Annotated in this window: 9 protein-coding genes and 1 pseudogene; 4 read left to right on the top strand and 6 right to left on the bottom strand. The window is 37.2% G+C overall.

Features of this window, described 5'->3' with window-relative positions; translation table 11 throughout:
• Positions 1-51: 51 nt before the first annotated feature.
• Positions 52-1,236 (bottom strand): serine hydrolase, encoded by a 1,185-nt coding sequence (locus H4J50_RS08985; RefSeq protein WP_182255834.1) that lies wholly within the window; start codon positions 1,234-1,236, stop codon positions 52-54.
• 145 nt (positions 1,237-1,381) lie between these two features.
• Positions 1,382-2,197, bottom strand: coding sequence for a mechanosensitive ion channel family protein (locus tag H4J50_RS08980; protein WP_182255833.1), 816 nt, complete (start codon positions 2,195-2,197; stop codon positions 1,382-1,384).
• 408 nt (positions 2,198-2,605) lie between these two features.
• On the opposite strand from H4J50_RS08980, the gene H4J50_RS08975 reads away from it, so the two are divergent.
• Positions 2,606-3,322, top strand: coding sequence for an SIMPL domain-containing protein (locus H4J50_RS08975; protein WP_182255831.1), 717 nt, complete (start codon positions 2,606-2,608; stop codon positions 3,320-3,322).
• A 197-nt stretch (positions 3,323-3,519) separates the two neighbouring features.
• Positions 3,520-4,302 (top strand): 3-hydroxybutyrate dehydrogenase, encoded by a 783-nt coding sequence (locus H4J50_RS08970; RefSeq protein WP_108456835.1) that lies wholly within the window; start codon positions 3,520-3,522, stop codon positions 4,300-4,302.
• Between the two features lie 129 nt (positions 4,303-4,431).
• Here the strand turns inward: H4J50_RS08970 and H4J50_RS08965 are convergent, their stop codons facing one another.
• Together H4J50_RS08965 and H4J50_RS08960 are read right to left on the bottom strand one after the other, a co-directional pair.
• Positions 4,432-5,397, bottom strand: coding sequence for an alpha/beta hydrolase (locus tag H4J50_RS08965; protein ID WP_182255829.1), 966 nt, complete (start codon positions 5,395-5,397; stop codon positions 4,432-4,434).
• A 1-nt stretch (position 5,398) separates the two neighbouring features.
• Positions 5,399-6,580 (bottom strand): MFS transporter, encoded by a 1,182-nt coding sequence (locus H4J50_RS08960; protein ID WP_182255827.1) that lies wholly within the window; start codon positions 6,578-6,580, stop codon positions 5,399-5,401.
• Between the two features lie 163 nt (positions 6,581-6,743).
• Between H4J50_RS08960 and H4J50_RS08955 the strand changes: the two genes are divergently transcribed.
• Positions 6,744-10,232, top strand: a complete 3,489-nt coding sequence (locus tag H4J50_RS08955) for a PAS domain-containing hybrid sensor histidine kinase/response regulator (protein WP_182255825.1) — start codon at positions 6,744-6,746, stop codon at positions 10,230-10,232.
• Positions 10,233-10,416: 184 nt separating this feature from the next.
• Complete coding sequence (locus H4J50_RS08950) at positions 10,417-11,700, top strand: diguanylate cyclase (RefSeq protein WP_182255823.1); 1,284 nt, start codon at positions 10,417-10,419, stop codon at positions 11,698-11,700.
• Between the two features lie 260 nt (positions 11,701-11,960).
• Here the strand turns inward: H4J50_RS08950 and H4J50_RS08945 are convergent, their stop codons facing one another.
• Both H4J50_RS08945 and H4J50_RS19635 read right to left on the bottom strand, forming a co-directional pair.
• A complete protein-coding gene (locus H4J50_RS08945; RefSeq protein ID WP_182255821.1) occupies positions 11,961-12,629 on the bottom strand; it encodes a response regulator transcription factor in 669 nt (222 codons plus the stop codon).
• 155 nt (positions 12,630-12,784) lie between these two features.
• A pseudogene (locus H4J50_RS19635) lies at positions 12,785-13,033 on the bottom strand (ligand-gated channel protein); the annotation flags it as partial.
• Between the last annotated feature and the right edge of the window lie 124 nt (positions 13,034-13,157).

Here is a 13,157-nt window from a genome sequence, read left to right as displayed (position 1 = left end):
AAGTACCATAGTTGCTCACAATAGTTGCTGGCATTAACCTAATAAATAAAGTTAGCGTTTATTATTACTAAGGTATAACTCATGAGCTTGTACCCAAAATTGGCTGGATATTTTATTGATAACGTTTGATTCTGCGTTGATTAAAATGGCAAAACCTATATCCAGTGTTGGTGAGTAACCTATGTCAGCACGATAACCAGCAACCCAACCTGAGTGGTAAATGATTGGATGACCTTCAAACTGATAAATACGCCAGCCATAACCGTAGTGGGCATCGCTCAGGTGTTCACGCCAATATCGACGACGTAAATCTTTTTTGGTTCTAATACGGGGTATAGTGAGTTCTGTGAGTAGCGCAGGCGAAAGCACTTCGGGGTTATTACCTAAATTGGCGATTAGCCATTTAGCTAAATCAGTAATACTTGCGTTTACACCAGCTGCTGGCGCAACCTTGTAGTAGTCAGGCTCAACATCTACCGTACGCCATATATAGCGTCTAATGTCTTTTCCCGCACGTGTTTTCTGCCCAGTTTTTACCCTTTTTCTTAAAATATGAGGTTTAGCGGTATTGTTCTGCGTTAAAAATACGTCTATGCCTACAGAAGCATTGTCCATTTTTAAAGGGGAAAAAATTCGTTCTTGCAACAAACTAGCATAACTTTTTTTGGTCACTGCCTCTATTGCAGGTTGTAAAAAGCCGTAAGCAATATTTTGATAACCGTAACACTTAGCAGGTCGACAAATAGGGGTGACGCGGTCAAAACGGCTAATTATTTTTGCCATATTCCAGTTTTCATGCAATAAGTTATCGTAAGCATTAGGCATTAAACCGCTGGAATGGCTGAGCAAGTGTTTTAATTGAATTTTGTCTGCGGCACCTTTAGTAGCCAAAGCAAAATTAGGTAAAAACTTTGTGATGGGATCAGACAAATTGAGTTTTTTTTCTTGCGCTAACATAATGGCAATTGTTGCAGCAAAAGGTTTTGATACAGATGCTAGGCGGAAAACCGTGTTGTTATCCACCTTGCTTTTATTGGTCTTGTCGGTATAACCAAAATTTTCCATCGCAATGATCTTGTTGTTTCTAACAACGGTATAAGCTGCTCCTGGAATACTTTGTTTTATTAACTCATTGGCAATGCTCTTTGATAACTTTTCATTAAAGCTATCAAGTTGAGCGGCATTAACAGTGAATGTAGATAAGATAGAAAAAAGTGTGATAAAGCGAAGAAGCATGTAAACAACCGATTTTGAAAAACGCTTAAGTCTAACCAGTTAATTTGTAAATAAAAAGTAAAATCAACGCTTATGTAGGGTTTAACTTGCTTTAAACCTTAAAATACTAGGTTTAAAGCTTGATATTTAATAGCGCTAAATTTGTTTATTTATGCTGCTTAGCGCTAAACCAAAAATTCATAAAATCAGCGGTGAGTTTGTTTTCAATTTCCATTACTCGCTCGGTTGGGCAAAAAATGGTGAAAATAATTTGAGTGTCCCCAAGTTCAGATGTGGCAACTTCAATGTGAGGCTCAGGACCAGCAATCTTTATATCTAATCTATGCTCAATAACTTGGTTATATCTTTCAGCAACATCACTAAAATCTGCACAATAGCCGTTGGCTTTAACCTTCATAGCATCAATAAAATCAAACGGATTTACGCTGCCATCTCGGGTTAGCGTGAAATGGTGCACAGCATAACGTTTAAGGAAGTTTAAGTTTTTAATCGGGGTGGTTATCAGTTGGTTATTTGGTAAGTAAAGAGTTTTACCGGTAAATTGATAATTACTGATATTGACTTCTAGTAACGTTAAATTAATCCAATCAATCGAGTTTACTTCACCACAATAGTTGCCCACTTGGATCCAATCACCAACCCGAAATGGACGATTAGAAACCACATAAATAAAACCGATAAAACATTGAATAAATTCCCTTGTTGCTAATACGATAGCAACAACAAAAGCAGCAATTGAAAAGGCAAACTTTTGAATTTCAACCGACCAAATATTAAATAAGACAACAATTAGCGCAAAGTTAAAAATATTATTTAAAAAATTGACGGTAAAACGTTTGTCTATTTTCTTCTTTTTAGCACGACTTTTTATAAAGCGAGTAACGACTAACTTGGCGGTGATAATAACGATAGCTAATACAAGGGTAACTAAGGATTTGTTTTCTAAAAGAGTTTGGAGCATGAGTTGCCTATAAATTACTACAATAACGAGGTTATTTGGCGCTAAAAAGGGGCACGATAATGGATTTAAAGCGACAAATCGAGGGAAATATTATTTTAATTTCAGATTGCTTATATTTACTTGTAAAATCAATATTACATTCGTTCAGCTACTATTCAGTTAACGTGTATTAAGCTACGTTCTCGTTACAATTATTAACTAATATTTTAATCACCTAGCCGTTAAACTTGTGACATAGTACTTAAGCTCAGCTATTGAGCTATAGCTGGCTGTGGTGATTGAAATAACACAAATATCGCAGATTTTAATAGCATTGTTATTCTGTTACTCACTTTAATGGTTCACTAGTGGAGCCATTAACCTGTTGTATAAAGATGTAATATAAATTGATTTTAAAAAGGACATTATATGAAATTATTTACTTGTATTTTATTGCTTAGCTTTTCCGCTTTTACTTTTGCCAATAATAGTTTGCCGACTCATCGTCATATTTCGGTAACAGGCTCGGCTGAATTAATGGCAATGCCAGATATTGCCGTTATACATTTAAATGTTGAAAGCGAACAAATAACCAGTTTGGATGCAAAAAAAGAAGTAGATCAGCGGGTGAATAACTTACTGGATGGTTTAGCTGATTTTGGTGTTGATGAAGACAGCGTCTCGGCTTCAAATATTTCAACGGAAATACGTCGAACCTATAGCCGTGGTGAACAAGATAAAATTGAGGGTTATATTGCACGCAGAACATTAAAAGTAACATTAAACGATATTGATAAACTGAATGCCTTTATGGATTTTGCTTTATCAGTAAAAATTAATGCGATTAGAAATATTGAATTAAAATCCTCTGATGAAAAGAAATTACAACAAGAAGTAAATGCACTTGCTGTTAATAGTGCAAAAAGCAAAGGTAAATCGTTAGCGAACGCTTTTGATGCTGAGTTAGGTGCAATATATAGTATTAATGCTAGTTCAAATCAAAGTCATCATAGATATGGTGCTAATAACGAAGCTTATAAAATGAGATCGAGTATGGCAGATAGCGCGGCAAAACCTGGGCGTTATTTACAAGAAAATATTGTTTTTTCAGCAACAATTGATGTGGTTTTTGATTTAGAACTTTAGCGTAGAGATTTGCAGTAATAAAGCTAAATCAATACCTATCAAACCATTCCTATCAATCATTCCTGTCAAACCATAATAAGCGCGCGTTAATATTTTCCCTTTGTCATGCATGGTACTAAGGGACCAATTATTAACGCGCTAAAGTAAGGTAACCTTGAGCATAAATTTATATAACTGATATATAATAAGGAAACCTTATGCTTAACCAAAAAGTAGCCCTAATTACGGGCTCAACAAGCGGTATTGGCCTAGCAACAGCCCATGTGCTTGCCGCGCAGGGAATTAACCTTGTTTTACACGGATTAATGCCAACCCATGAAGGCGAAGAACTAGCGAGTGAATTTTCCGTTCAATATGGTATCAATGCCATTTTTGACAATGCTGATTTAATGAATGTTCAGAGCATCGAACGTTTAATAAAAAACGCTATTGAGCAAATGGGCAGTGTTGATATTTTAATTAATAATGCCGGTATACAGCATACCGAATCAGCTGAAAATTTTCCGTTAGAAAAATGGAATGCTATTCTTGCGATTAACTTATCTGCGGCATTTCATGCCATTCAATACTCACTGCCAAAAATGAAACAAAACGGCTGGGGCAGAATTATTAATGTTGCTTCTGTGCATGGTTTAGTCGGGTCAGTAAATAAGTCCGCGTATTGTGCTGCGAAACATGGCTTAGTGGGCTTAACAAAAGTGCTCGCTTTAGAGTGCGCAGAGCAAGGCATTACCGTCAATGCTATTTGCCCTGGCTGGGTTGATACCCCGCTAATTAACGATCAAATTTCAGCGATCGCCAAAAAGCAAAATATTCCCTTTGATGATGCTAAATACCAACTTGTTACGGCTAAGCAACCCTTGCCAGAAATGATGGCACCAGAGCAAATCGGTGAGTTTATTTTGTTTTTGTGTAGTGACAGTGCCAGAAGTATCACAGGCTCTGCCTTGCCTATGGATGGTGCGTGGACAGCACAGTAATTATTTTACCAAGCTAAAATTTCAAATAAAAAAAAGGGCTACCTTTTATAACAAGGAGCCCATAGGAAGTTAGTTTAATTATTTACTAGTCGTAGCTTCTGTTCTATATAACGTATTCAAACAAAAGCGTTACTTAGCCTTAATAAACTTTTCAATCATCATATAGGTTTGATGGTATTGCTCAGGCACCAGTTTTGACAACAACATATAAGCATGTATTAATTCATCAAATTGGTAATGTTCAACACATACACCTGCTTGTTGTGCTTTTTCGGCATACAAGGCCCCCTCATCTCGCAACGGATCACAACCTGCCGTTATCACTAATGTTTTAGGCATTCTACTATCAAAATCAGCTAGTAAAGGCGATGCTTTTTTGATTAAGGCGGCTGTGGCTTCGTTGGTGTTTACATCGATATTATCGATATTGAAATACTGCTGAAAATACCAACGTATTTTGTCGGATTCAAGTAAAAAACCTTCGCCATTTTCAACAATTGATGGGCTACTCATGGAGTAATCAACACTTGGGTACATTAGTATTTGTTTATCAATATTAATGTCAGGATTATTTATATTGTTAGTGACCAAGCTGGTGCAAATTGCGCCACCCGCACTATCACCTGCAATATAAAGTGTAGCGCTAAATCGATAATCTTTTAATAAGTTTTGGTAGTTTTCCAATAGATACTGACAGTCTTCTATGCCAGCAGGATAAGGGTGTTCAGGTGCTAAACGATAATCTATACAAACAACTATCGCATTAGCGGCAATAGCAAGTTCTCGGCTAATAGGGTCGTATAAATCAATGCTACCGCACATGTGACCACCGCCATGAAAGTGCAATAAAACAGGTAAAGGTTGCTCTGGATTAGGATGATAAATGCGTACTGCAACTTGATGTTCAGCGACCATAATAAATGTATTTTTAATCAAGGAGATTTCTGGACCTGGGATCATATAAGCGCTTAAGTTCTCTAAGTTCTGCCTGATAATACTAGGCTCAAAAGCGGCACCCGATGCTTTTGCTTGCTCAAGACCCTCGTTAACCTGCTTGAGTAATGGAGCTAAATTTTTTGATACAGTACCTCGCATATTAACTTCCTACTTTTATATTTTTTTGTTGGCCAGATTCTGGTAAAAAATAGCTACCAATAAATAAGGTCGAACTGAGTGCGGTGATTAAAATAAACGACCAAGTAAAATCACCTTGGTTAATATCAACCAAACTGCCGAATATCCATAAAATAAGTGTCGAAATTATATAGCTAATTGAGTAAAACATACTAAATACAATGGTGATACGCGGCGAAGTCATTTTTGGTAATTCGTGTGGAATAGACACTAATGCAGTCACGGGTAAGAAGATAAAAAAACCTAATACCATGGCTGCAAAGGTTTGTAGCCAATAAATTTCACTAAATGAAAATATGCCGGTACTGATAATAACGACAAAGCCAGACCAACGAATAACGGGTATGCGTAACGGGATTTTCTTGGCATAAATAATACCAAATATAGTCCCGATAATACCGAAACCAATGACCCATTTACTTTGCACTATGCCCGCCTTAGGGTAAAAAGTGAACAAGCAAATGTAGAACGCCAGAATACCAGAGTACGCTAGGCCGTAAACCCAATTGAAGCGGTCTTTCAAACCTTCTTTATAGCTGTAAACTGCGGGTAAATCGTTGATATTTTGTGTTGATGTATCCGGCTCTTCAAATTTAACTAAAAGCCAAAGCAGGGCAACAATTAAGCTGATAACTGAGAACCAGGCTAAGCTGTTTTGCCATCCCCCGGTTAGATCATTAATCGTACCCATTTGCCACAATATAACCGCGGTACCAATATTAAAGGCTACGGCGTTAATACCATTAATAGTAGAGCGCTCTTCCGCTTTAAAAAATTGTAAAACGATTGGATTAAAATATACCACCATAAATGCGCCACCAAGACCCATCAAAAAGCGGCTTAATAACAATAATTCGTAATTTGGTGCGTATGGCGTAAGTAGACCTATCGTGATGAGTAAGCTGGAAACAAAAAACGCATATTTAATGCCCAGTTTTATCGCTATCCAAGCCGCAATGAAAGTGCCAACAATTTTAGCTAGGGTAACTGCACCACTGATAAAACTTGCTGATGCTAGGCTATGTACGTCAAGCGAAAGCATAATACTTTGCATACTCGCGGTGCCGCCAACCCAAGCCATGGCAAATAATACATAACTAAAGAAAACAATAGCTTCGACTAAATATTTGTTAGTAATTTTCATCTATGATAACTTTTATACAAAACAACAATGAATAGCTAGGTTACCTGAGGATGTTGGGGAAATAAGTACTACCTTAGTGCACTATAACTCAATAGCACAAATGATATGCTAGCACTACATGCCTCTATGCTAGGTATAGCATCTTTAAAACAAAGGAATAAATTTGTTAGCTTGGCTTTCTATTGATACATGGTTAATCACCGTTCTTTCTATTGGTTATTTATGCCTACTTTTTTTGGTGGCTTATAAAGGTCAGAATCAATCATCTGAACAATGGCGCTGTAAACCCTGGGTTTATAGTTTTTCATTAGCGGTAAGTTGTACATCGTGGGCTTTTTACGGCACGGTAGGGCAAGCAGCTACCACAGGTGCTTGGCTTGCACCTTTGTATATTGGCACTATCATGTGTTTGGTATTTGCATGGCCAATGTTGATGAAAATGCTGAACATTATCAAGCGACAAAACTTAACCTCAATCGCTGATTTTATTGCCTTTAGATACGACCGTTCGCCAAAAATAGCCATTACCGTTGCTTTGATCGCTTTGATTGGTACTGTGCCATATATTGCCTTGCAATTACGCGCCATTAGCACCAGCTTTGATTTACTCACTGGCACGTTTCAATCCGGCATTAGTACCGCATTTGTCGTTACTATTGTTTTAATTGTTTTTAGTATTTTTTTTGGTACTCGCCAGATTGCTGCCAGTAAGCAGAATCAAGGCTTAGTATTAGCGATTGCTTTTAGTTCTGTGGTTAAATTGTTGGCGCTAACGGCCGTGGGAATTTTTGCGACGTTTTTTGTTTTTGATGGTTTTGCCGATCTCGCTGCCCAGCAACAAACTAAGCAATTATTTACTGAGACAAACTCTGTTTATTTGAGTGTTGCTCATGCACTTTTAGGTGCCATTACTATTTTCGTTCTGCCGCAGCAATTTCATATGATGATGATTGAAAACCATCATCCACAAGAGTTAAAAACGGCTCGCTGGCTATTCCCATTGTATTTTATTTTAATTAATATTTTTGTTTTACCCATTGCCATTGCCGGCTTGATCACTTTTCCTGGCGGCAGTGTAGACGCCGATACCTATGTATTAACGCTGCCATTGTTTTTTCAACAAGCGTGGTTAGGTGTTGTGGTATATATTGGCGGCTTAGCGGCAGCAACGAGTATGGTCATTGTGTCGGCTATTGTTTTGAGCACAATGATTTCAACCGAAGTAATAACACCCTTAACGTTGAAATTTAAATATTTTAGCAAGGAAGGCGCACCGCAGTTTTCAGGCTTATTATTAAAACAACGCCGCCTTACTATTACCGCAATTTTGTTATTCGCTTTTGCTTTTGAACGTAGCATTAATCAGCAAAGTCATTTAGCCAGTATTGGCTTGCTCTCCTTCGTTTTACTTTCGCAATTTGCCCCCGCAATTATCGGCGCTTTATATTGGCGAAAAGCCAATGGTAAAGGGGCATTGACAGGATTAATTGTTGGTAGTGTTATGTGGTTTTTTACCTTATTACTACCGATTATTGCGCCCAACTTATCTTGGGTACAAAATGGCGTGTTTGGTATCAGTTGGTTAAAGCCTACTGCATTGTTTGGTGTCGACTTTTTAGACTTAACCAGCCATGGAGTTTTCTATAGTTTAATCAGTAATATTGTCTGCTTTGTGGTTGTTTCACTGCTAACACATCGCAGTGTTGGTGAAAAACTACAAGCCGATATTTTTATCTCTAAAAGTCAGCGAAAATATGAACGAAACTTAAGCACGGAAGATCTCTACAGCTTATTAATGCGCTTTATTGATAAAAGCTCAGCAGATGAGTTTTTGAAAATTGCAAAGTCAAATCAAAGCAATCAAAACAGTCTTGATGTTCAACCCATCAATTTAATTGAATATACCCGCCTGCAGCTTTCAGGTGTTTTAGGCTCGGCCTCTACAAGAATGGTAATGAAGGCGGCGTCTACCTCCGAGAGAATGCCGCTTGAAGACGTGGTTAGTATTGTTGATGAAGCGAATGAAATGTTTCGTTTTAATCGTGAGCTTTTACAGTCAGGTGTTGAAAATATTGAGCAAGGTATCAGTGTTGTCGATGCAGATATGAGGTTAGTGGCATGGAATCAGCGGTATATTCAATTACTTGATTACCCAGATGGCTTTGTTCAAGCCGGTTTACCTGTTGAAACTTTATTGAGACACAACATTGCAAGAGGTATTATTTCCGGAGCTAATAATATTGATCAGATGATTACTAAGCGAATCGCCCATATGAAAAACGGCGATAGCCATCTTTTTCAGCGTAAAATGCCTAACGGTATTGTCTTAGAAATTAGGGGGCAGTCGATGCCTGCCGGTGGCTTCGTCAGTACCTTTTCTGATATTACTGCTCATATAGAAGCCGAAAAAGCTTTACAAAAAGCTAACGAAAACCTCGAAAAACGTGTTGAAAGTCGTACCCAAGAATTGCAAAAAGCGAAGTCTGAAGCCGAAGCGGCTTATAGTAGTAAAAGTCGATTTTTAGCCGCGGCGAGCCACGATTTAATGCAGCCTTTTAATGCCTTGTCTTTATTTACTTCAATGTTAAAAAATAAAGTACAAGGTGAAGAATTAACCGCACTTGCTGAGCACATTGATGACTCCCTTAATGTTGTCGAAGCCTTATTGTCAGACTTAGTTGAAATTTCTCGATTAGACAGTAGCTCTGAAAAAATTGATAAAAGCCATTTCGCTTTAGATGACTTACTCAGCCCATTAAAGAATGAATTTACAGCATTATCAGAGCAAGCCAATATTAGGTTTTCTTATCAATTTAGTCAATGTGTTGTGCACTCAGATAAACGCATGTTAAGAAGGGTGATACAAAACTTTTTATCCAATGCAGTACATTACTGTAATGACAAACAAGGTATAAAGTCGGGCATCAGTAACCGAATTTTACTCGGCATTCGAAGAACAAAAACCATGATACGTGTAGAGGTATGGGATAACGGGCCGGGTATTGCATTGGCGCAACAAAAAGCTATATTTCGTGAGTTTGAGCGTTTAGAACAAAACCGAGAAATACCAGGGCTAGGATTAGGTTTAGCCATTTCAGAACGTATAGCTAATTTACTTGGATTAAAAATTTCAGTCAAATCTCAACTTGGCAAAGGTACATGTTTTAGTATTGAAATCCCTAGAGCCAATGCAAATGAAGCAGCGTTAGTAAACGCCAACGCCAGTAAAAAAAGCAATAAAAACCTCGACACTATTTCAGAAGCATCAGCACAAAAACCATTTAATAACATTGTTGTGTTATTGGTAGATAATGACCAATTAATGTTAACGGCTATGGCTAAACAACTTATCGATTGGGGCTGCAGTGTGTTAACGGCTTTTGATGAGGAGTCATGCCAACAAAAGTTAGCTAATGGTGAGATAAAGCCCGATATTATTATTGCAGATTATCATCTGGATCATGGTAATAATGGCGTTGAATTAGTACGAAAAATGCTACAAATACAAAAATGGCAATTGCCAGTGATCATTTGTTCTGCTGATCCGTCAGAAAGCGTTAGACAACACACAAGCGATGCTGAGTGCTTATTTTTACGTAAACCGGTTAAATCTTTAGCGCTAAAACGTATGATGAAGCAACTTCTTAACTAGTCCAATAACTTGCATATACAAAGCAACTCACTTAATCTTTTAATAATAGAGTCTATTTTTAAAAGATATACAGCGTTTTTCCCTAGCATGGTAAATACTTTACCATTTAAAAGTGTTGAGAGATTTACTGATAACCTTTAATTGAGATCGAATTTTCGCTTATGCTAATAAAGGATATATGTTGATGGGTGCTTCCCATATATTGCAACTTTCTTACATGCTAACTGAAGCGTTATTTGTTGGTATAATCATTGTTACTCTGTTTAGCATGCGCCATAAATTTGGTATTGCGCTTCTGTATATAACGTTAGGCACATTCCAATACTTACAAGCTGTACTTGCATCGTTTCTATATTTCGAAATTTTTCCTGGTTTATTTGTCAGCCCAGGTTCCGCAGTACTTTTTAATGCCAGCTTATTCGCCGTGCTTTTGATCTACATTAGAGAAGATGTTGCTGAAGCTCGAAAACTAATATACGGACTAGTTTTTGCGAATATCACTTTAACAATATTTTTGCTGATAATTGGTAGCCATATACAAGGGTTGCCAAGTGAGCAAGTATCCCATATTCCATTACAAGTTTTTAATTTTACACCTCGAATACTCATCGCTGGAACGCTAACATTAACAGCAGATGTTTTATTGATCATTATCATTTACGAGCTATTTTCAAGACATATCAGCAATTTATTTTTAAGGATTTACAGTGCTATGGCAGTAGTGCTAATTTTTGATACGCTCGTTTTTACCACTGGCTCAGGTATTATTTCTCAACAAGATCAATATCTAACGTTTTTGATTTCAGCAATGATTGGTAAGTTACTTTTTGGACTTTTTTATTCGATAATGTTGATCTTTTATCTAAAATACTTTGGCAAAAGAGAATATGTTTCTCATGGTAAAGACTCCGAAATTAAAGATATTTTTACCTTTCTAACTTATCGTCAAAAATACGAATTGTTATGTAAAGAAATTCATAAAGATCACCTCACCGGGCTTTATAACAGAGGTTTTTTAAATGAAAGCTTACCGCGAGAGTTAGATAAAGCAAAAGCTAATGGTGATAAAACCGCTTTGCTGATGATAGATGTCGATAATTTCAAATCAATTAATGATGTTTTTGGTCACCAAGAAGGCGATAGAATACTCGTATTTTTGGCGACGGTTATTACTCAGTCTATTAGAGAAATGGATTTAGCGTGTCGATATGGTGGTGAAGAGTTCTCTTTGATTTTACCTAGAACTCATATTAATTCTGCTGTGCAATTAGCTGAAAGGATCAGAGATAAATTAGCGCTTTTATCCGACTCGCATAAGCCAGCGTTAGCGCGAAAAATCACGCTAACTATTGGTGTTGCCGTAGCACCAGAACAAGCTGACAATGCTGAAGACTTGGTCTGTATCGCTGATAAACGACTTTATATAGGTAAGAAACGTGGCAGAAATTGCATCGTGTCAACGGGTTAGTTATTCATAGCCTAGGTTAACTAAATACTTAGAGGTTAATGTGGTCAGCACAATAAGAGACTAACCATTGAAACCAGTATATTTAATACTAACACTCGTTGTTTGCAAGAAAAGCAACTTAACGCTTTTGAGAGGTAAGTATGAGAGTTGTTTTTTAAGGTTATTACCTATTGAGCATGATTTAATTTTATAGTCAGCAAGTCAGCCAAAACCATAAATCCAATCAAATCATTTTATTTAATTTGAGCACGTGTTTACCTTTAAGACACGTTTAAGTGTTGTGAAGGGCTCAACATTAATTGCTGATAAGCCAGACCCGCTAGTGTGCGATTATTCACTTCTAATTTTAACAATATAGCAGAAACATGCTTTTTGACTGTAGTTTCTTTAATATCGAGATCATAAGCGATTTGTTTATTTAATTGGCCATCAGCTATTTGGGTTAGCACTATGTATTGTTGTGGTGTCAGTTGGCTTAACTGTTTAGCGAGTTTTTGATGAGCGAGGTCGATTTGCTGGTCAGCATTAAACTCGATATGTTCTGGTAGCCAAATTCCACCGTCTAATACGGTATCGATGGCTTTTGCTATGGTAGCTAAGTCAGCCGATTTTGGAATAAAAGCCGCAGCACCAAAGTTAATCGCTTTTTGCATGGTTTCAGAGTTGTCGTCTGACGATACCATGATCACCACAATATCAGGAAAGTGGTTTTGTAATTGCGTTAACCCTGTAAAACCGTCGTTTCCTGGCATATGTAAATCAAGAAAAACAATTTCTAAACTGTCATTTTCGTTAACAGCTTTAAGTAAGTCGTGAAAATTATCAACTTCAAGGGTTTCATCATCTTCTATGCACTCCACAATCGCTTGTTTTAAAGCGGTGCGAAATAAGGGATGATCGTCAGCGATGATTACTTTTGCTTGGGTCATTACAGCAGCCTTTATGTGATTAAAAGTACGAGTACAACGTAATATTTTCGAACAACAAAACGAGCATATTAAGAACTTACAATTATAGAAAGTTTATTATCAAAAAAAGAGCCGGTAAAAACCAGCTCTTTTTAATATTTGATGATAAAGGCTTTTTAGAAGCTATAACCAATAGTTAATGAAATGGTTTCAGGGTCACCGTAATAACCAATCAATGTAGTATCACCACCTAAACCTGGGGCATAGCTGCCATCAGTATTTTGCTCACCTAAGAAGGCATAGTTACCTACTAAGTACTCTTCATCGGTAATATTTTTCCAATGTAGCGCTGCGGTCCAATCACCGTCATTGCTATACCAGTTAATACCGAAGTTAAGTAGGCCGTAACCATCTTGTGTTAGTAACTCAAGTTTCGGGGTTCAAAATAGACGAGGAAATAACAATAACCTAATGATTTAAAAGAAGTTGATGCCTCATTGTGGTAAAATACTTGTTAACTAGACAACGTAAAAAACCACAAGAGACATC

Source organism: Colwellia sp. 6M3 (assembly GCF_014077595.1).
In the GTDB taxonomy this organism is placed as follows: Bacteria; Pseudomonadota; Gammaproteobacteria; order Enterobacterales; family Alteromonadaceae; genus Cognaticolwellia.
The sequence above is the reverse complement of the archived record's forward strand: the minus strand, read 5'-3'. Positions and strand labels throughout refer to the sequence as shown.

Excerpts from the sequence above, each read along its gene's own strand:
- H4J50_RS08970 (WP_108456835.1), top strand. The coding sequence starts at position 3,520 with ATGCTTAACCAAAAAGTAGCCCTAATTACGGGCTCAACAAGCGGTATT.
- H4J50_RS08960 (WP_182255827.1), bottom strand. The coding sequence starts at position 6,580 with ATGAAAATTACTAACAAATATTTAGTCGAAGCTATTGTTTTCTTTAGT.
- H4J50_RS08985 (WP_182255834.1), bottom strand. The coding sequence starts at position 1,236 with ATGCTTCTTCGCTTTATCACACTTTTTTCTATCTTATCTACATTCACT.
- H4J50_RS08950 (WP_182255823.1), top strand. The coding sequence starts at position 10,417 with ATGGGTGCTTCCCATATATTGCAACTTTCTTACATGCTAACTGAAGCG.
- H4J50_RS08945 (WP_182255821.1), bottom strand. The coding sequence starts at position 12,629 with ATGACCCAAGCAAAAGTAATCATCGCTGACGATCATCCCTTATTTCGC.
- H4J50_RS08980 (WP_182255833.1), bottom strand. The coding sequence starts at position 2,197 with ATGCTCCAAACTCTTTTAGAAAACAAATCCTTAGTTACCCTTGTATTA.
- H4J50_RS08965 (WP_182255829.1), bottom strand. The coding sequence starts at position 5,397 with ATGCGAGGTACTGTATCAAAAAATTTAGCTCCATTACTCAAGCAGGTT.
- H4J50_RS08975 (WP_182255831.1), top strand. The coding sequence starts at position 2,606 with ATGAAATTATTTACTTGTATTTTATTGCTTAGCTTTTCCGCTTTTACT.